The sequence below is a fragment of the Streptomyces sp. NPDC001732 genome (assembly GCF_053596315.1).
Genome location: NZ_JBSFFY010000016.1, coordinates 1 through 18,333 on the forward strand (window position 1 = coordinate 1; position 18,333 = coordinate 18,333).

Below are 18,333 nucleotides of genomic sequence, written 5' to 3' on the forward strand. Positions count from 1 at the left end.
ATTGCCCATTTGTGCCCCGGGCTGTTGTGGGGGGCCCCCCTCCGCCCCGCGCCAGCCGCCCCCGGGCCGGGCCGGCCCGGGGGGGCCCCCCCCCCCCCCCCCCGGCCCCGTCGCCGAGTGCCTGTCCTGCGGGATTCGTTCCCGGCCCCGTTCCCGCAGGCTATTGACCGGGGGCCGACGACGAGCCGTAACCCGTGTCCGAGCCCGAGGAGGCCCCCTGCGGGAGTTCCGGCAGGCGGTACGCGGACAGCGACGCGCTCTGCGGGTCGGGCCGTACGGCGCCGAGCAGCGGGTTCGACGCCACCGGCGAGACCTTCACCCGCGAGCCCGGCCGGGGCGCCTGCACCACCAGGCCGTTGCCGATGTACAGCGCCACATGGGTGGCCTTCGGGAAGTAGATCACCAGGTCACCGGGGCGCAGCGCGTTCAACGGGACCTTCCGCAGCTGCCGCCACTGCTCCTGCGAGGTCCGCGGGATGACCCGGCCCGCCTTCGCCCACGCCTGCGAGGTGAGCCCCGAGCAGTCGAACGAGTCCGGCCCCTCCGCGCCCCACACGTACGGCTTGCCGATCTGGCCGATCGCGTACGCCACCGCCGCGGAGCCCGCCCCGGACGGCGGCCTCGTCGAGGACAGCGCCCCCGAGGCGGCCAGGGCGCCCTGGGCCTTCGCCGTGCCCTGCTGTTCGAGCCGGGACAGTTCGGTGAGCTGGGTGCCGGAGAGCGTGGACAGCATCTTCTCCACCGCTCGCAGCCGGGTCCGGACCGTGTCCCGCTGCTTCTTCTGCCGCGCGGCCAGGACCTGTTGCCGGTCGAGCACCTTGCGGGCCTTGGTCGCCAGTTCGTCGGCGCGCTTCTCGGCGCCGGTGAGCCGCTTCACGGCCGCCGCCCGCCCGGCCGCCGCCCGCCGGATCACATGCTCCTGGTCCAGGAGGTGTTCGGGGTCGGGGGACAGCAGGAGCCGCACGTACGCGGAGAAGTCGGACCGCCCCTGGTACTGCTCCCGCGCCAGCCGCCCGGCCTCGTCGCGGCTGTCGGCCAGCGCGGTACGGGCGGCGACGAGCGCGGCGTCGAGCTTCTTCGCCTCCTTCGCGCGCTTCTTCAGCTCCGCCGCGGTCCCGTTGTACGTCTCGGTGGACTCCTCGGCCTGCTGGTACAGCTTCCGGAGGTCGGTCAGGAGCCGGGGGACGCTTCTGCTCGCGCCCGCGGGGGCACCGGGTGCTCCGGCCGCGCCACTCGCGGCGGGGTCCGGGGCCGGGGGCGCGGCGACCGCCGGCGAGGTCGCGACGAGTGCCGCCAGGGTCGTGGTGCAGACCGTACGCAGGACTCTGCCTGACACGACATCACCTCCGGTGACGGGGCGATCACGGGATTGCCCCACGAGTGAGCGCAACGGGACAATACGGTCACTCGGTGCCGGGAGATGCAAGAACCGCGCGTGCGGCGGCGGACGGGTTCGCCCGGAAGGCGGCGAGGCCGGTGCGCCGCCCGGGTTCCGGGTCTCCTCGCCCGGAGCCCGGAGCCCGGAGCCCGGAGCCCGGGGGTCGGCGGGCGGAACCTGAAGCTCAGAGCCCCGGGGCCCGGAACCCAAAGCTCCGGGCCCCGGGCAGAAGGCGCCGGGCTCAGGCGACGGGCAGTGCGTAGAACATCCGGTCGCGCTGCACGACGACCAGCCGCCCGGTCGGCAGCACCCGGTACGGGGCGGTGACCGCGGCGCCCTTCGGGTCCTGGACCCCGATGTCCTGGAACTTCCACAGCCGTCGCCCGTCCTGCGCCGCGAACGCGGTGACCTGGGACCTGTCCGAGGCCAGCAGCGTCCCGCCGGTCGTGCTGAGCGTGACGGCGGGCGCGGCGGCACCGGGCAGCACCTCCGTGGAACGCCGCCAGCGCAGCCGTCCGGTCTCCCGCTCGACCGTGCCCACCTCCTGGGCTCGGTTGGCGGTGTGGAGCAGTGTCCCGCCGACGACCGGGGTCCCGAACGGGCCACCGGTGCCGTTCAGCGTCCACTTCGGCTTGCCGGACGGGGTCTCGAACGCCAGGAGGTCGTCGCCCACCGCCGCGTACAGCAGGCCCTGCTCGTCGCCCGAGGCCGCCCCGTCCGGTGCGACGGTGCCGAGGGGCTTGCTCCACAGCTGCTTGCCGGTCTTCCGGTCGAAGCTCCGGAAGACGGCCTTCCCCTTGGCGGCGTGCACCTCCTCGGGGGCGAGCGTGCCCGGAGTCTGGCGTACGACGATGTCGCTCTCCCGGAGCGCGATCAGCCGGTGGACGGGGGCGGCGGGGCCGCGCCCGTTGGGCACGGGGGCCCGCCACAGCTCCTTGCGCCCCACGGTGTCGTAGGCGAAGAGGTACGACTTGACGACCTGCTTGTCCTTGCCGCGCTTCTTGCCCTTCTTCGGCGGCGGGGCCTTGACGGTGACCTTGTGGGAGCCGGTGAACCAGACCACGGGGTCGGACGAGCCGACGATCTCCGACACCGTGAGGCCGGGCGCCCCGGCGAACAGGTTCGCGTGGGCCTCCCGGTGCGTGACCTTGCCGTCCTTCGGCGACAGCCACAGGAACTCGGACGGGCCGATGACGAAGCAGAGGGACTTCCCGGCGGCGACGGCCGCCTTCCCCCGGGCCGCGTCCGCGTTCTCCCAGACACGGCGGCCGGTCCGCAGATCGACGGCGGACGCCCCGTTCTCGCCGGTCAGCACCAGCAGCCGGTCGTTCCAGAGGGTGGCGGTGAGCGGCGCCGGTTCGGAGTCCGGGTGGGCGTACACCCAACGGGGGCGCGGCGGCAGCCCGGCGACGGCGGGGTCCTCGGGGCTCGAAGCGGGCTTGGGGTCGTCGGTCTTCCCCTCGTCGTCGTCACCGCCCAGCGCGAGCACGCCGCCCCCGCCGACGAGCAGTCCCGCGGCCCCGGCCGCGAGCCCGAGGAGCAGCCCGCGCCGACCGAGCGCGGCCTCGGCGGGCCGACTGGCGGAGGCCGGGGTTGCGGGGGAGGACGTGGGCCCGGCGGGGACCGGGAGCGGAGGTGCCGCCGTCGCCGGGGTGGCGGGCGGGAGGGCCGCGGGGAGGGCGGGGGCGGAACCCGTGCCGGCCGCGGGCCCGGCGGGCGGGGCCGGGTCGGGGCCCGGCTGCGGGCCGGTGAGCTCCTGCGGGACGGACAGCTGGGTGGTCGGCCGGTCGGTCTTCGGGACGCGACGTCCGATGCCGCTGAGCTGGGTGGTCCGGGTGTCCCCGGCGAGGGAGGAGGGATCGGCGGGCGCGGTGGGGGCCGTCGGCGTGGCGGGGACGGGTTCGAGTGCGGGCTGTCGGCCGGACGCGTCGGACGCATCGGACGTCGGGGCCGGGGTCGGGGGAGCGTCGGCCGGTTCGTCGGCGGTCTTCCCGGAAGTGTCGCCGGACGAGCCGCCGGCCGGGGCTCCGGTGGTCTCCCCGGCCGGGGTTCCGGTGGCCCCGTCACCCCCGTCGGCCGTTCCGTCGCCTGCTTCGTCGCCCGGAGCCCCGGCCGTTCCGCCGGGCGAGGCGCCCGCGGGGGTCTTTGCGGAGGCCGCCTCCGAGACATCCGCAGGAGTCTCCGCCCGTGTCACCGGCGGCAGGCCCGACGCCGTCGACTCCCTTACGCGCGCTTCCTGTTCCGCCAGCGCCGCGACCAGCCGCTCCGGCAGCCAGCCGTCCCGCGCGAGCTCGGCCGCCCCCTCCGGGGCCAGCTCCGCCGCCACCGTTTCCGCACTCGGCCGGTCGGCCGGGTCCTTCGCCAGACAGCGGGCGATCAGGTCGCGCAACTCCTCGGGAACCGCGCCGAGTTCGGGGTCCGTACGGGCGATGCGCTCGGCGCCCTCGGCGGCCGGGCCGTCGGCGAGCGGAGTGGTGCCGGTCGCCGCGTACGCCAGCAGCAGGCCCAGCACGAAGAGGTCGGAGGCCGGACCGGGTTCCTCGCCCTCGACCTGCTCCGGGGTGAGATAGCCGAGCCGCACGGACAACTGCCCGCCAGGCCGGGCCTCGGCGGCGGCCGCGGCACCCAGCGGACCGAACGCGGTGAGCCGCGGCCCGTCCTGGGCCAGCAGTACCGTCCGGGGAGCCAGGCCCTGGAACACGGCCCCGGTGGCGTGCACCCGGGCCAGGGTCTCGGCGATGCCCGCGCCCAGTATCCGCACGGTGCGCTCGGGAAGCGGCCCCGTGAACCCGATCGCCTCGGAGAGCGCCATCGCGGGCACATAGGGATGGGCAGTCCACGGCAGCTCGGCGTCCGTGGTGTCGCCCGGGACGTCCGGCCGGGGCCGGGCCCCGTCGTCGGCCAGCCGCTCCTCGGTGCGGGCCTCCGCCTGGAAGCGGCGCCGGAAGGCGGGCAGCGCGGCGAGTTCGGTACGGGCGGCGGTGATCACCACGGGGTCGTCGGCCGCCGGGTCGTGCGCGAGGTACCGCACGGCGCTCGCGGTCTCGCGCAACCGTGCCAGCACGGTGTACGGACCGAAGCGGCGTGGATCGTCCTGACGCGGCGCCTCCATGGCGCATCCCCCCTAGCTGACCGCGCCCGAGCCTAGCTGACCGTGCCCGAGCACCAGAGCGTCGATCTTAGAGTGTCCGGAAACCGGGGCGGGGCCCGCACCCGTCACGCTCTCAGTGCGGCTTGGACCAGGGCCACTTGGGGGTGTTCCGTACCCGCCCCTCGGGGACGTACTCGTACACCCAGCCACGCGGAATGCCCAGCCGCTTGGAGTGCCCGGCCGGCACGCGACGGTAGGCGTACACGGTCGGGGGGCCGCCGTCGGCGGCCGGGACCGGGACCTCGTACCACTTGGGCGGATGGCCGGTCGCACCCACCAGGACGGGCAGCACCCGCCCGTCCAGGGGGCCACCGGTGAAGGGGGTGTTCTCGCTTTTCACCGCCCCAGTCTGACCGATCGGTCCCCGGCCGGCAGACGGGCCGCCCCGCCGGTCACCGGGACCAGCCGCTCCACCAGTCGGCCGGCCGGACCATCGGCTGCCTCCAGCGTGAACAGCGCCTCCACCACCGACGCGGTCTGCGGGTCCGTCGTGGCCGTGGCGGTCAGCATCGCGAGCAGCTGATCGACCAGCCAGCCGCGCAGCTCGGCCGCGGCGGGCTGCTTCCCCTCGTCCAGCCAGATCAGGGACGCGGCCTCGACCGCCGCGATCCAGGTGCGCACCATCATCCGGAGCCGGGGGCCGGGCGCCGCCCCGGTGCCCGCGTCGAACCTGCCCAGGTGCAGCAGGATCTGCTCGGCCGCCGCGCGCCGCACCTCGTCGACGATCGCCGTCGTACGGGACGTCCCGACGACGCTGCCGCCGCGCAGCAACGCGCTGAAACCGGTGTCGTGTTCGTCGACGAAGGCGAGATAGCGGTCGAGCACCCGCGTCACCCGCTCGGTGGGCGGTCCCGCCTCCGGCTCGGCGAAGCACAGGATCAGCTTCTCCGCGGCGGACCGCAGCGCCGCCTCGTACAACTGCTGCCGCCCGCCGGGGAAGTAGCGGTAGACGAGAGGCCGGGACACCCCGGCGACCGTGGCGACCTCGTCGAGCGAGACCTCGTCGGGGGCCCGGTGGGCGAAGAGGGTGAGGGCCGCACCGAGGAGCTGGGTGCGGCGCTCCTCGACGCTGAGCCTTCGGTACGCGCGGGTCGGCGGCACGGCGGCGGCAGTCATGCCCAGAAGCCTAATCGGACCGTCACCGCTGCTCCCCGAGCGCGCGGGTGGCCTCTCGCTGTATGTGCGCGGAGCGGTCGAGGAACCCCAGGATCACGGCGAGTTCCGCGTCCGAGTACTCCGCGTACAGCTCGGCGAGACGGGCCGCGAAGGGGCCGAAGAGCGGGGCGAACCGGGCCTCGATGCCCGGATCGATCTCGACGTTGACCCGTCTGCCGTCCTGCGGGTCCTTCACCCTGCGGGCGAACCCCTTGCGCTCCAGCCGGTCCACCAGCCCCGTGACGGAGGCCGGTGCCAGGCCGGTGAGCTCCACCAGCTCGCCCGCGCTGAGCGCGCCCGAGCGCTGGAGCAGGTCGAGCGTCTTCTCCTCGACCGTGCTGAGGCCCATCCGGGCGCTGATCGCCGCGTGGTACATGACGGCCGCGTTGCTGTGCACCCGCCCCGCCTCCCCGAGCCGGGCGAGGAGTTCTTCCCTTGACGTTCCCATGAGCGCTCCATATATTTAGTTCGGCCGAACGAAATAATAGCAGAGGTGGAAGAGGGGGAGGAAGCACATGGACGCAGGGGAGACGGACGCCAGGGAGGCCGAGGTCCGCGAGCTCTTCGCGGAGTACTGCAGGACCTGGACGGAGGCGGACTCCGCCGGATTCGGGCGGCTGTTCACCGAGGACGCCGACTACGTCTCGTACGACGGCAGTTGGGCGGTCGGCTCCGCGGAGCTGGCGGGCAATCACGACAAGCTGTTCCGCGGGGTGATCGCCGGTTCGGCGATGGTCGGGGAGATCGAGTCCCTGCGTTTCGTCGCCGACTCCGTGGCCGTGCTGGTGGGCAACGGCTCGGTGCTCATGCCCTGGCGCGGCAAGCTGCCGAAGCGGCGGCTGTCGCGCCAGATCATCGTCTGCGTCCGGACGCCGGAGGGTTGGCGAATAGCGGCTATCCAGAACGGCCGGCAGCGGCCGGTGACCATCCCGGAGCCGGGCTCGATGCCGTCGAGGATGTCGCAGGGCGTGACGCGGCTCGCGCAGCGCTTCGGCATCGGCCGGGCGCGGGAGGTCACCCTGCCGTGAGCTGGGCCGGGCCCGGGGGCGAACCCGGAGAGGGAGCTGGGCCCGGGGGGGTGAACCCGGAGGCGGAGCCGGGCCCGGAGCCGGGCGGCTCAGGCCAGGAGGCCGGAGCTCTTCCACAGCCTGCGTCCCACCCCGTTGAGCACCCCGATGTCGTCGAAGAAGTCCGTCAGCCGCTTCGCGCCGGTCTGCATCACCTCCGCCCGGTGACCGCTCGCCTTCACCTGGGCGACGGCTTCGTGGCGGTTCAGGCCGACGTTCTCGTACACCTGCGGGTTGATGAAGCAGACGGAGAAGACGCGGGCCGCCTCGCCGCAGCTCAGCCGGGTCAGCCGGCGCTCCCAGTCGGGGGCGGTCACCATCTGCCGGCGCAACTCCTCGCGGGCGTACCGGACGTGCCGGGCCTCCTCGACCACATGGATGCGGGTCACGCCGCGCACCAGCGTCTGGACCCGCTCGTCCGGGAACGTCAGCCGCTGCATCCAGTCGAGGATCTCCTCGCCGAGCAGTGTCGCGGCGAACGAACCGGGCGTGGTGGAGATGGTCTTCAGCACGCGCGCGAGGTTGTGGTAGACGCGCGGTACGGGGTAGTCGGGCGCTCCGCTCCACTTGATCATGCGGCCGAACATCATCGAGTGCCGGCACTCGTCGGCTATCTCGGTGAGCGCGTAGCGGACGTGATTGCTGGTCACCGGACGGTCGTAGATGTGCCGGACCAGCAGCTGCATGAGGATGATCTCGAACCAGATGCCCAGCGAGGCCAGTGACGCCGCCTCGTGCCGGGAGAGGTCCAGCCGCTGCTCCTCGGACATCTTCCGCCACAGCGGGGTGTCGTAGAGGGAGACGAGCTCGGGCGGCCAGAACCACTTGCCGTCCTCGACCGCCGAGGCCCAGTCGAGTTCCTTGTCCGGGTCGAAGGAGTGCTTGGCCGAGGATTCGAGCAGCCGCTCGGCGACCTGCTCCCGGTCCCGGAGCGGGCCGAGCGCGTCGCGCAGCAGCTGGATGTCGCGTTCGGACACGGTGGTCATGGCTGGAGGCACCTCACGCATGGGTTACCGGGGGTCACTCCTTATGAGACGCTCCGTCAGCAAGGCCGTCAATCCCTCGCGCACGACTTGTTGACCCGGTGTCTACCAACGTGTGAACCTGCCAACTGACGCAACCGCCACGGGAATTGTCGGAGCATGCCAGGCGAAGGAGCCGTCCGTGTCGACACACGACCTCTACACCACCGCCCCCGAAGCACCGATGTGGCAGGTGCCGGCCTCCGGCACCGCCCGCTTCACCTGGGACTACGACGACGGCCGGGACCGCCTGCTCGCCCTCTACCAGAAGGGCAAGGACAAGCAGTGGGACGGCAACAAACGCATCGACTGGTCCCTGGAGGTCGATCCCGTCGACCCGCTCGGCACTCCGGACGAGGCCCTCACCCTGTACGGCACCCCGTACTGGGCGAAGATGACCGAGAAGGACCGGGGCGAGCTGCGCAAGCACTACGCCTCCTGGCAGTTCAGCCAGTTCCTCCACGGCGAGCAGGGCGCCATGGTGTGTGCGGCCAGGATCGTGGAGTCCGTCCCCGACCTGGACGCGAAGTTCTACTCCGCGACCCAGACCATGGACGAGGCCCGGCACGCCGAGATCTACGGCCGGTTCCTGCACGAGAAGATCGGGATGCTCTACCCGATCAACGACAACCTCCAGGGGCTGCTCGGCGACACCCTGCGCGACTCCCGCTGGGACATGCCCTACCTCGGCATGCAGGTCCTCATAGAAGGGCTCGCCCTGGCCGCGTTCGGCATGATCCGCGACACGACGACCAAGCCGCTGCCCAAGCAGCTCCTCGCGTACGTCATGCAGGACGAGGCCCGGCACGTCGCGTTCGGACGGATGGCGCTGCGCGACTACTACCAGCAGCTGGGCGACGCCGAACTGCGCGAGCGCGAGGAGTTCGTCATCGAGGGCTGCTACTTGATGCGGGACCGGCTCAGCGGGGTCGAGGTGCTGGAGAACTTCGGCATCGGCAAGCAGGAGGCCAAGGACCTCTCCGAGCACTCGGAGTACCTGCAGCTCTTCCGGAAGCTGCTGTTCAGCCGGATAGTGCCGTGCGTCAAGGACATCGGCCTGTGGGGCGAACGGCTCCAGAAGGCGTACGTCGACATGGGCGTCTTCGAACTCGGCGACTCCAACCTGGACCTGCTGATGGCCCAGGACGAGGAGCTGGCCGAACAACTCGACCGGGACCGCTTCGCGGCGGAGGAACGGGCCCGGGTCGCCGAGGTCGAGGAAGCGATCACCCGGGGCGGCTCCGGCACGCCGGGGGACTGAGGCGGGGCAAACAGGCGTACGACACCGGTCGGGGGCGGGAAGGGCGCGACGGGCATGACACCTCCGTCCACCCCCGCCACCGGCCCGCACCCCGCTCGCACCGCCACCCCGACGGGACCGCGGGCGGGAGCGCCGACGGGGCTGCGGTGGAAAGAACGCCGTGGGGCTACGGCCGCACGGCGGGCAGGGCGCTCTCCACCGCGCCGGCCGCGGCGAGCAGCGAGACGTCCGCCCCGCGCTCCGCGACCAGTTGCAGCCCGACCGGGCAGCCGTCCGCGGTGAAGCCCGCGGGCACACTGGCGGCCGGATGCCCGCTGAGGTTGAACGCCCAGGTCAGCGCGGTCGAGTAGAGCTCGCCGGGACCGTCGTGCCCGTGCGGGCGGTTGGGCGTGGTGGGGGTGAGCAGCAGTGGGGCACGGGCGAACAGCGCGTCGAGCCGGAGATCGTTCTCGCGCCGGACCTCCGCGGCGGCGGGGGGCACCTCCCCGCCCCGGACCGCCGTCCACGCCTCGCAGGGGTCGAGCAGTTCGCACGTACCGTCCACGAGCCGCACCGCCCCGGCCGCCACCAGCCGTTCCACCGCGCGCCGGACCACCCCGGCGACCTCCGGATCGACCTCGGCGTACCCCAGGGCGGGGCTGAAGACGGCCGGCACGGGAAGGACCGGCGGCACCGGCTCGTACACGTCCAGGACCGCGCGCAGATACGCTTCGGCCCCGGCCGCCGACCGGGCCAGCACCCCGGCGGACGCCAGTCCGGAACGGTCGGGGGAGGGCAGCAGCCCGTTCGTCGTCTTCAGGCCGAACACCCCGCACCACGCGGCCGGAATCCTCACCGACCCCGCCCCGTCGCTGCCGGTCGCCAGCTCCACCAGGTCCGCCGCGACCGCGGCCGCCGAACCCGCCGACGAGCCGCCCGGCGTACGGTCGGGACGCCAGGGGTTGACCGTACGGCCGTGGGCGCCCAGCCCCCAGGTCTGCCAGGCCGTTCCGGGGCCGGGCACCGAGGTCGAGCCGACCGGGACACCACCGGCCGCGATCAGCCGCCGGGCCGCGTACGAACGGATGCCCGCGCGCCCCTTGACCGCGAACGGCAGACCGGCCAGGGGCAGACCGGCCAGGGGTGGTCGACGGGCCCGTCCGGCGGCGGCGAGCGCCCGCTCGTGCCACACCTCGACGAACGCGCACAGCCGCCGGTCCGTATGGTCGATCCGCTCCAGCGCCCGGCGCACCTCGTCCGTCGTATCGGTCATCCGTTCAGTCTCGCAGCGCCGCCTCCATGACGGAACGCGCGATCGGGGCCGCGCTGCCGCCGCCGCTGATGTCGGCCCGCCTCGCCGCCGCGTCCTCGACGACCACGGCGACCGCGACGGCCGGCTGCGCCGAACCGGGCGTCTGCGCCCAGGAGATGAACCAGGCGTACGGGGTGCCCGTGTTGTCGACGCCGTGCTGCGCGGTGCCGGTCTTGCCGCCGACCGTCACCCCGTCGATCGCGGCGTTGGACCCGGTGCCGTTCTCCACGACGTCCACCATCATCTCGCGCAACTGCATCGCCGTCCGCGGGTTCATCGCCCGGTGATAGGTGCGCGACCCGTTCTGGCGGACGGTCGCACCGCCCCGCGTGGTCGTACGGTCCACCAGGTACGGGTACTTGAGGTCGCCGCCGTTCGCCACGGCGGACGCCACCATCGCCATCTGGAGCGGGGTCGCCGCCGTGTCGAACTGCCCGATCGAGGACAGCGCGAGCTGGTCCTCGGTCATCTCGGTGTCGAAATTGCTCTTCGCCACCCCCGAGGGGATCTTCAGCCCGGTGTCGTTGAAGCCGAACCTCTCCACCGCCTCCACCATGCCCGACAGCCCGACCCGCACCCCCAGGTCCGCCATCACGGTGTTGCAGGAGACCCGGATCGCCTCGGCGAGCGACGCCTGCTCACAGCCCCGGGACTCGTCGGGCAGCGTCGTCGTCGTGCCCGGCAGCACGTACGGGGACGGGGTGTCGGTCTCCGCGTGGGGATCGGTGACGACCTCCGCGTCGAGCGCCGCCGCGGCCGTCACGATCTTGAAGGTGGAGCCCGGCGGATAGGTCTGCCGGATCGCCCGGTTGAGCATCGGCCGGCTCCTCGCCGCGTTCAGCCGCTGCCAGGCGTCGGTGACGGAGGAGCCGGTGCCCGAGAGCAGTCCGGGATCGTACGAGGGGGTCGAGACCAGCGCCAGGACGCGGCCGGTCGACGGCTCCACGGCGGCGACCGCGCCCCGTCGCCCCCCGAGCCCGTCGTAGGCGGCGCGCTGCACGGAGTCCACGACGGTCGTGACGACGTTGCCGCCGGGCTGCTGGGCGCGGGTGATGTCGTTCCACAGCGGGAACGGGGCGAGCATCGGGTCGGTGCCGGAGAGGAGGTCGTCCTCGGTGTATTCGAGCAGGGACGTGCCGTACGTCTGCGAGGCGTAGCCCGTCACGGGGGCGTACAGCGGACCGTTCCGGTACGTGCGCTCGTACCTGAGCTGCTCGCCGGTGTCCTCGGAACCCGTGACGGACCTGCCGTCGACCAGGATGTTTCCGCGCGGCTGGTCGTAACGGGCGATCGTGAGGCGGCGGTTGGCGGGGTTGTGGTCCAGGCGGTCGGCGTCGATGACCTGGATGCGGGCGGCGTTCAGGAGCAGTGCCACGAGCAGCAGCAGGCAGAGCGCGGCGGCGCGGCGGATGCAGCGGATCACGGCCCGGCCTCCGGTGCTCGGGGCGGGCGCGGGGGCCCGGCCGACGGGTGGGGGCAAGGGGGCGCGGTGCGCGGGAACGGGAACGGGAGCGAGGGAGACGCGGTGCGCGGGAACGGGAACGGGCGTGGGGTCATCGGCCGTTCTCCGGCCTCGGGGCGACGACTCCGCTCTCCACGGCCTCGGGCTGCGGTCTGCGGGCCTGGTCGCTGAGCCGGATCAGCAGCGCCACGATGATCCAGTTGGTGACGACGGACGAACCGCCCTGGGCGAGGAACGGCATCGCCATGCCGGTCAGCGGGATCAGCCCCATCACCCCGCCCGCGATCACGAACACCTGGAGCGCCAGGATCGAGGCGAGGCCGATCGACAGCAGCCGCCCGAAGGGGTCGCGCAGGGCGAGCCCGGTCCGGTAGCCGCGGGCCACCAGGAGCGCGTACAGCAGGAAGATCGCGGTCAGCCCGGTGAGCCCGAGTTCCTCGCCCGCCGTCGCCAGGATGAAGTCGGACTTGGCGGCGAAGCCGATGAGGATGGAGTGGCCGAGACCGAGCCCGGTGCCGAGCATCCCGCCCGCCGCGAACGCGAACAGCGACTGGGCCAGCTGGCCGGGGCCCCGACCGGCGTCGATCGAGGCGAACGGATCGAGCCAGTCCTGCACCCGGCTGTGCACGTGCGGTTCGAAGGAGCCGACGACGAACGCGCCGAGGGCGGCGAGCAGCAGACCCACCGCGATCCAGCCGGTCCGGCCGGTCGCCACGTACAGCATGATCACGAACAGGCCGAAGAAGAGCAGCGAGGTGCCCAGGTCGCGTTCCAGGACCAGCACGCCGACGCTGAGGAGCCAGATCGCCACGATCGGACCGAGCACCCGGCCGGTGGGGAACTGGAGCTTCCAGAACCGGCGGCCGGTGTACGCGAGCGCGTTGCGGTTCGCGGCGAGATACGCGGCGAAGAACACGGCGAGCAGGATCTTGGCGAACTCGCCCGGCTGGAAGGAGAAACCGCCGACCCGGATCCAGATCTTGGCCCCGTTCACCGCCGGGAAGAAGATCGGCACGATCATCAGCGCCAGGGCCGCGGCGACCGAGAGGTACGCGTACCGCTGGAGCACCCGGTGGTCGCGCAGGAGGACCACCACGGCGATGAACAGCGACACACCCAGCGTGGACCAGACCAGCTGGGTGGGGGCCGCCTGGTCCTTCGGCGTCTCCAGGTCGAGCCGGTAGATGAGCACCAGGCCGAGTCCGTTGAGCAGCACGGCGATGGGCAGCAGCAACGGATCGGCGTACGGGGCGCGGAAACGGACCGCGAGATGGGCGAGGAGGGCGAGGAGCCCCAGCCCGGCGCCGTAACCGGCCACGTCGGGCGGCACCACACCGTTCCTGGCCAGGCCGACGGCGGTGTAACCGTAGACGGGGACGAGAACGGCTCCGACGAGGAGCAGCAGCTCGACTCCGCGCCGCTTGGGCAGGCGGGGAGCGGGCGGGAGCGCGTCCGCCGTCGTTGCGGTCATGCCACGCAACGTAGCAAGAGGTGAGGTGTATTTCCCTTATGTCGTAGTGAGTATGTCCGGCGGGCCGACATCCGACAGCCCGTCATTCCTGCCCGCGCGGACCGGATCGCGGATCGGTCCCGTCGTCCGGCGCTCCGGACCCCGGCGCCCCGCTGCCCGGAGTCCCGTCGTCCCGAGCCCTGCCGCCCGGTGCCCCCTCGTCCTGCGCTCCGTCGTCCGGCTCCGGGGGCTCGGGGAGCACCACCCGGGCCATCGCCCCGCCGTCCGGGGCGTTGAGGAACACGAGGTCGGCGCCGATCGCCTCGGCCTGCCCGGCGGCGATGGTCAGCCCGAGGCCGTGCCCCCGGCCGGTGCCCTCGGTGCGGAACCGCTGGGGGCCGTCCTCCAGCAGGTACTCCGGGAAACCCGGGCCGTGGTCGCGCACGGTCACCACCGGCCCGTCGACCGTCAGCACCACCGGGGGACGGCCGTGCCTGTGGGCGTTGGCGATCAGATTGCCCAGCACCCGTTCCAGCCGCCGCAGGTCGGTCTCGACGCGCACCCGCGCGGGCCGCCCCGGCCGGTCGGGAGCCGGGGCCGCGACGTGGACCCGGGTCTTTGTCCGGGAGGCGCGCACCACCCGTTCGACGAGCGGGACCAGTTCGTACACGGCGAGCTCGACCCGCTCCGTGCGGGCGTCGAGCCGGGAGATCTCCAGCAGGTCCTCCGTCAGCGCCCGCATCGCCCGGACCCGGTCCCGCACCAGCTCCGAGGGCCGCCCCGGCGGCAGCAGCTCGGCGGCGGCCGAGAGACCGGTCAGCGGGGTGCGGAGCTCGTGCGCCACGTCGGCGGTGAAACGCTGCTCGGCCTGCAGTTTGCGCTGGAGCGTGGCGGCCATCGTGTCCAGCGCCCCGGCGACGATCGCGACCTCGTCCTGCGGTCGCGAGGGGTCCGCCGTGCGCGGGTCGGCCACCCGGGCGTCGAGGTCGCCCGCACTGATCCGGCGGGCCACCCGGGCCGTCTGGTGCAGCCGCCGGGTGACCCGGGTGACGGCGAACGCGCCGGCCAGCACGGTGACGGCGATGGCCAGCAGGGAGGAGCCGACGATCGCCCTGTCGAGATTGTCGATCGTGCGGGCGCTCTGGCTGTAGTCCACCGTCGTGGCCAGTGCGTGGCCGTCCGCCGGAGCCGCCGCCCACATGACCGGATGCCCGTCCAGGTTGCCGACGAGCGTGCCGTGTTCGCCCCTCAGGGCCAGGGCGCGCAGTTCGGCGGGGAGTCCGGGCGGGTCGATTCCCGAGCCCGGCGGCATCGCCTCGCCCGTCTCGTACGCGACGGTGGCGTCCTCCAGCCGGGCCAGGGCCTTCTCACGGGCCTGGCCGACGGTCTCGTGGGTCACCCCGGTGTGCACGAGCGCGCCCAGCAGCGCGGCGAGCACACAGCACATCACCGTGATGAAGAGGGCCGCCTTCCAGGTGAGCGTCGCGGTCCAGGAGGGCACCCGCGCCCGGCGCCGACGCGGCCCGGTCCCGCTCGCGTGGTCCCGTCCCGGACCGGTTCCGCCTGCGCCGCCCCCTCCCGCGCCGGTCCTGCTCGCGCGTCCCCGTCCCGCGCCGGTTCCGCTCGGGCCGCCCCGTCCCGTGCCGCTCCGGCCGGGCTCCGGAGGTCCCGCGTCGCGGCGGCTCATGGGCGGTCCGCGAAGACGCCGGGCGACGAGGCCGGGGGAGAGGTGGTGGGCCGGGCGGTCGTGAGGGACGGCCGCGGCGTCCGGGACGGCGGAGTCCGCTGGATCTCGTCCCGGGCGGGCAGCATCGCGCGCTGCCCGGCGTCCCAGGTCCAGGCGGTGCGGTACTCGTATCCGGGGATCACCGACGGCACCCGCACGATCAGGTCCCGTCCGGCCAGCTCGACGCTGATCACGGCGTCCGAGGTGGACAGGACCCGGGTCAGCCCGCCCGAATCCGGCATGTACACCCGGACGGAGAGCTGACGGCCGGGCAACTCGATGCCGAGGACCATCTCCTCCCGGCCGTCGTCCGTCAGATCGCGGAAGTAGGGCCGGAGCACGGGACAGGACGCCGGTTCGGTGCGGCACGTGTCGATCTTCCGGACGACCTCGGCGGGAAGATCGGCCGCGCCGCCGGTCCGGTTGGTGCGGGCCCGGAGGCCGGCCCGCACCACCGCCACCGGATCCAGTCGGCGCACATCGCCGTCCGGCACCACGATGCCCGGGATGCGCGCGGTCTCCCCCTCGCCGTAGTCGTGCGGGGCGGCGGAGGCGGGCGGCAGCCGAGGCCAGAGCCGGGCGGGGCCGACGGCGGTCGGGATCGGCCCGGCGCTGTGCAGCCCGCCGGTGTTGCCGCAGCCGGTCGGCAGCGCGACGCCGACGACGGCCCCGAGGGCCACCGCCGTGCGACGCCACGTCCGGCGATGCGGGCGCATGACTCCTCCCTTCCGCGGTCCATACCCGATAGACCTTATGGGGAGGAAAGTCCGTTGCGCCTGTTCGGTGCCGACGAGGCCCTCCGCGCCGGTACGGAACGGGAGCGGACGCGGGCCCGGAGCCTCAGTTCTGGTACGGGTTCTGCCCCGGGGCGCCCTGTGCGCCCTGCGGGTGTCCCGGCCGGCCCTGCGGCTGGCCGAACGGGTTGCCGTTCTGCGAGGCCGCGTGCTGCGCCAGCAGCTGATCGGCCTGCTCCTTCGGGATCTGCTGCTCACCGCCGCAGAACGTGCACTGGGTCGCGTACTTCGTCGAGAACGGGAACAGCGGCACGAAGAACAGGGTGAATTTCGTGACCCTCCTGCGCAGCGTGTGGGCGGCCGGATTGCCGCACCAGCCGCAGACGAGCGTCAATATGGCCAGCTGGTACAGATACCCTCGCGTGCCGAAAATGATCATGTTGCGGGTCCCTTCCCCGTATCGCCCCGAAGAGCCTGCCGGCAGAACGCCAGCAGCTTCTCGTCCTCGTATGTGTCGTGGCTGCCGTATCCGCCGTCCATCGCGTTGTGACGGCGTACGGAGGCGAGTTCGGCGCGCAGCGCGCGTGCCACCTCCGACCCTGCACCGGCGACCCCCGCCCGCGCCAGGCGTTCCGCCACCCGGACCCGGGCGTGACGATTCGCCTCCCAGGCCGCCAGGAGCGGCGGAACGGACTCGTCGGCCCGCCCGGTCACGTCCCACAGCGCCACCGCCGCGTCCAGCCGCAGCCACTGGTCCTCGTGCCGCAGCAGCGCGCGCAGCCGCGGCGCGGTCACCGCCGCCCGCTCCCCGAGGCCGCCCAGCGCGTTCACCGCGGAGCGCCGCTCGTGGACGCGTTCCGCCTGGAGGCCCTCGATCAGCACCGGCAGCACGGCGTCGGCGTCCCCGTCGACCGCCCACAGGGCCTGCGCGACCTCCGTCGCCGACGCCGACCCGGGACTCCGCAGCAGCGCCCGCAGCTCCGGCACGGCGTCGTGCGCCGCGGGCCCGAACGAGGCGAGCGCCCGCAGCGCCGCGGTACGCAGCCACTCGCCCCGGTGCGCCGGCCCGCCCCGCAGTATCCGCAGCACCTCCGGCAGCGCCTCCTCGGCCCGCAGCGCGGCCAGCCCGGTGAGCAGCGGGCCCGCCCGGTCGTGCGCCCTGCCGTCGAGCGGGACCTCGCCGAGCCTGCGGCACAGCACCTCGGCCAGCGGGGCCGCCGTCGCCCCCAGGAAGCCGATGGCGAACCCCACGTCGTGCGGCACCTCGGGCCGCTCCAGCGCGGCGGCCAGCGCGGGCAGGGACCGGGCGTCCCCCAGCCGGGCCAGCGCCTTCGCCGCGCTGCCGAGCCCCGGCGGCCCGCTCGACCAGTCCTTCACCCAGGCACCGGGATCCGCCGCCACCCGCGCCGCCAGCGCGTCGGCCGCGGGCGCCGCGAGCCCGAAGAGGTCCTCCAGCACGTGCGAGGCGGCCTCGGCCAGCTGCGGATCGGGGGTGGCGAGCTGTTCGCCGACCAGCCGGACGAGCTCCCCGTACGAACCGCGCCAGACCCGGATCAGCCCGCTGCTCATCCGGAGCGCGTCGATCCGCTGTTGGCGGTCGGGGCTGCGCAGCTGGTCGGTCAGGAGCGCCGTCCGCTCGGCGACCCGGTCGTCGAGCCCGACGTGCAGGGTGCGCAGCAGATCCGCGGTCCAGGGGGCGGCGCGCCCCGCGGCCTCCGCGTCGGACAGCCCCCGCAACTGCCCCACCATGGTCGTCGGCGCGGACCGCTCCTCGGCGGGCGGCTCGCCGGACCCGCCCGCGTCCGGGTACGCCTCCACGGCCCCGACCGGCTCGGCCTGCTGCGCGTCCGCCGCGGGGGCCGTTCCGGTGGCGGCGGCCGCTCCACCCCGGCGCGCGGGCGCCGAGCGCAGCTGCCGCAGCAGCCCCGTCACCACCCGTACGACGTCGCCGGGCAGCGCGTCCGGTGCGCACCGCGCCAGCTGGGCGAGCGCGGCCAGCCGCAGCCCCGGCGGGAAACCCTCGCCCGCCAGCCGGCTCAGCCAGGCCGCCGACTGCCCGGCCAGCGCGCGGTGGCGCAGGGCCACCCGTCCCGCGGCCTCGACCAGGGCGAGCCGCACCTCCTCGTCCGGCTCGATCGGCAGGCGCTCCCTCAGCAGCGCGAGGACCCGGTCCGGACGGCCGTGGAGCGCGGCGAGCGCCAGGGGCGCGGAGAGCCGCACACCCGGATCCTCGTCGGCCATCAGCTCGAAGAAGACCCCGGCGCCCGCGGTGACGGCGGTCGCCGCCATCGCGTAGTTGGCCGCGCCCTCGATCTCCTCCTCGTCGATCTCCTCCTCGTCGTCCTCGTCCAGATCGATGCCGCCGATGCTGGTGAGCAACTCGACGATGCCGCCGCGGTCGTGGATGCCCGGATCCACCACCAGCTCGAAGAGAAAAGGAATGCTGGCCAGCGTGCAGGCGTACACATCGCCCTGGTGGTGCACGGCCCCGTACATCCCGTCCAGGGCCGCCTCGCGCTCCGCCGGATCGGCGGACGCCAGCCCCCGCAGCATCGCGGGCACGTCATCGGCCGGCCCGTAGGCATGCTCCATCGAGGCCCAGTCGACCTCGTCGATTCCTGCGAACACGCCATCGC

15 protein-coding genes are annotated in these 18,333 nt (G+C 73.8%); 2 read left to right on the forward strand and 13 right to left on the reverse strand.

Annotated features, from left to right (window positions below):
* Positions 1 to 160 precede the first annotated feature (160 nt).
* The 5 genes from ACWCXX_RS17870 to ACWCXX_RS17890 form a co-directional block, all read right to left on the reverse strand.
* Positions 161 to 1,336: an NlpC/P60 family protein gene (locus ACWCXX_RS17870; protein ID WP_451128193.1), complete on the reverse strand. Its 1,176-nt coding sequence runs from the start codon at positions 1,334 to 1,336 to the stop codon at positions 161 to 163.
* A 283-nt stretch (positions 1,337 to 1,619) separates the two neighbouring features.
* A complete protein-coding gene (locus ACWCXX_RS17875) occupies positions 1,620 to 4,490 on the reverse strand; it encodes an outer membrane protein assembly factor BamB family protein (protein WP_451128195.1) in 2,871 nt (956 codons plus the stop codon).
* Between the two features lie 112 nt (positions 4,491 to 4,602).
* Positions 4,603 to 4,869, reverse strand: a complete 267-nt coding sequence (locus ACWCXX_RS17880; RefSeq protein WP_451128197.1) for a hypothetical protein — start codon at positions 4,867 to 4,869, stop codon at positions 4,603 to 4,605.
* Positions 4,866 to 5,645: a TetR/AcrR family transcriptional regulator gene (locus ACWCXX_RS17885; RefSeq protein WP_451128199.1), complete on the reverse strand. Its 780-nt coding sequence runs from the start codon at positions 5,643 to 5,645 to the stop codon at positions 4,866 to 4,868. Before ACWCXX_RS17885 ends, ACWCXX_RS17880 begins: the two co-directional genes overlap by 4 nt.
* A gap of 22 nt (positions 5,646 to 5,667) precedes the next feature.
* Positions 5,668 to 6,132, reverse strand: coding sequence for a MarR family winged helix-turn-helix transcriptional regulator (locus ACWCXX_RS17890; protein WP_451128201.1), 465 nt, complete (start codon positions 6,130 to 6,132; stop codon positions 5,668 to 5,670).
* A gap of 67 nt (positions 6,133 to 6,199) precedes the next feature.
* Between ACWCXX_RS17890 and ACWCXX_RS17895 the strand changes: the two genes are divergently transcribed.
* Complete coding sequence (locus ACWCXX_RS17895) at positions 6,200 to 6,712, forward strand: SgcJ/EcaC family oxidoreductase (protein ID WP_451128203.1); 513 nt, start codon at positions 6,200 to 6,202, stop codon at positions 6,710 to 6,712.
* 89 nt (positions 6,713 to 6,801) lie between these two features.
* Here ACWCXX_RS17895 and ACWCXX_RS17900 read toward each other — a convergent pair whose 3' ends face one another.
* Complete coding sequence (locus ACWCXX_RS17900; protein WP_451128205.1) at positions 6,802 to 7,737, reverse strand: AurF N-oxygenase family protein; 936 nt, start codon at positions 7,735 to 7,737, stop codon at positions 6,802 to 6,804.
* A 178-nt stretch (positions 7,738 to 7,915) separates the two neighbouring features.
* Between ACWCXX_RS17900 and ACWCXX_RS17905 the strand changes: the two genes are divergently transcribed.
* Positions 7,916 to 9,034 carry a ferritin-like domain-containing protein gene (locus ACWCXX_RS17905; RefSeq protein ID WP_451128207.1) on the forward strand — a complete coding sequence of 373 codons (1,119 nt, stop codon included), beginning with the start codon at positions 7,916 to 7,918 and terminating at the stop codon, positions 9,032 to 9,034.
* Between the two features lie 166 nt (positions 9,035 to 9,200).
* On the opposite strand, the gene ACWCXX_RS17910 is transcribed toward ACWCXX_RS17905, so the two are convergent.
* From ACWCXX_RS17910 to ACWCXX_RS17940, 7 genes are all read right to left on the reverse strand, one after another.
* On the reverse strand, positions 9,201 to 10,286 hold the full coding sequence (locus tag ACWCXX_RS17910) for an amidase family protein (protein WP_451128209.1): 1,086 nt from the start codon (positions 10,284 to 10,286) through the stop codon (positions 9,201 to 9,203).
* 4 nt (positions 10,287 to 10,290) lie between these two features.
* Positions 10,291 to 11,748, reverse strand: a complete 1,458-nt coding sequence (locus ACWCXX_RS17915; RefSeq protein WP_451128211.1) for a peptidoglycan D,D-transpeptidase FtsI family protein — start codon at positions 11,746 to 11,748, stop codon at positions 10,291 to 10,293.
* 130 nt (positions 11,749 to 11,878) lie between these two features.
* Positions 11,879 to 13,258 (reverse strand): FtsW/RodA/SpoVE family cell cycle protein, encoded by a 1,380-nt coding sequence (locus ACWCXX_RS17920; protein ID WP_451128213.1) that lies wholly within the window; start codon positions 13,256 to 13,258, stop codon positions 11,879 to 11,881.
* An 82-nt stretch (positions 13,259 to 13,340) separates the two neighbouring features.
* Entirely contained in the window at positions 13,341 to 14,738 is a 1,398-nt protein-coding gene (locus ACWCXX_RS17925) for an ATP-binding protein (protein ID WP_451128215.1), read from the reverse strand.
* A gap of 182 nt (positions 14,739 to 14,920) precedes the next feature.
* Positions 14,921 to 15,679, reverse strand: coding sequence for a hypothetical protein (locus ACWCXX_RS17930; protein ID WP_451128217.1), 759 nt, complete (start codon positions 15,677 to 15,679; stop codon positions 14,921 to 14,923).
* Positions 15,680 to 15,803: 124 nt separating this feature from the next.
* Positions 15,804 to 16,136 (reverse strand): zinc-ribbon domain-containing protein, encoded by a 333-nt coding sequence (locus ACWCXX_RS17935; protein ID WP_451128219.1) that lies wholly within the window; start codon positions 16,134 to 16,136, stop codon positions 15,804 to 15,806.
* Positions 16,133 to 18,325 carry a HEAT repeat domain-containing protein gene (locus ACWCXX_RS17940; RefSeq protein ID WP_451128221.1) on the reverse strand — a complete coding sequence of 731 codons (2,193 nt, stop codon included), beginning with the start codon at positions 18,323 to 18,325 and terminating at the stop codon, positions 16,133 to 16,135. The genes ACWCXX_RS17935 and ACWCXX_RS17940 overlap by 4 nt, the downstream gene beginning before the upstream one ends.
* Between the last annotated feature and the right edge of the window lie 8 nt (positions 18,326 to 18,333).

Excerpts from the sequence above, each read along its gene's own strand:
- ACWCXX_RS17875 (WP_451128195.1), bottom strand. The coding sequence starts at position 4,490 with ATGGAGGCGCCGCGTCAGGACGATCCACGCCGCTTCGGTCCGTACACC.
- ACWCXX_RS17885 (WP_451128199.1), bottom strand. The coding sequence starts at position 5,645 with ATGACTGCCGCCGCCGTGCCGCCGACCCGCGCGTACCGAAGGCTCAGC.
- ACWCXX_RS17890 (WP_451128201.1), bottom strand. The coding sequence starts at position 6,132 with ATGGGAACGTCAAGGGAAGAACTCCTCGCCCGGCTCGGGGAGGCGGGG.
- ACWCXX_RS17895 (WP_451128203.1), top strand. The coding sequence starts at position 6,200 with ATGGACGCAGGGGAGACGGACGCCAGGGAGGCCGAGGTCCGCGAGCTC.
- ACWCXX_RS17900 (WP_451128205.1), bottom strand. The coding sequence starts at position 7,737 with ATGACCACCGTGTCCGAACGCGACATCCAGCTGCTGCGCGACGCGCTC.
- ACWCXX_RS17910 (WP_451128209.1), bottom strand. The coding sequence starts at position 10,286 with ATGACCGATACGACGGACGAGGTGCGCCGGGCGCTGGAGCGGATCGAC.
- ACWCXX_RS17920 (WP_451128213.1), bottom strand. The coding sequence starts at position 13,258 with ATGACCGCAACGACGGCGGACGCGCTCCCGCCCGCTCCCCGCCTGCCC.
- ACWCXX_RS17930 (WP_451128217.1), bottom strand. The coding sequence starts at position 15,679 with ATGCGCCCGCATCGCCGGACGTGGCGTCGCACGGCGGTGGCCCTCGGG.
- ACWCXX_RS17935 (WP_451128219.1), bottom strand. The coding sequence starts at position 16,136 with ATGATCATTTTCGGCACGCGAGGGTATCTGTACCAGCTGGCCATATTG.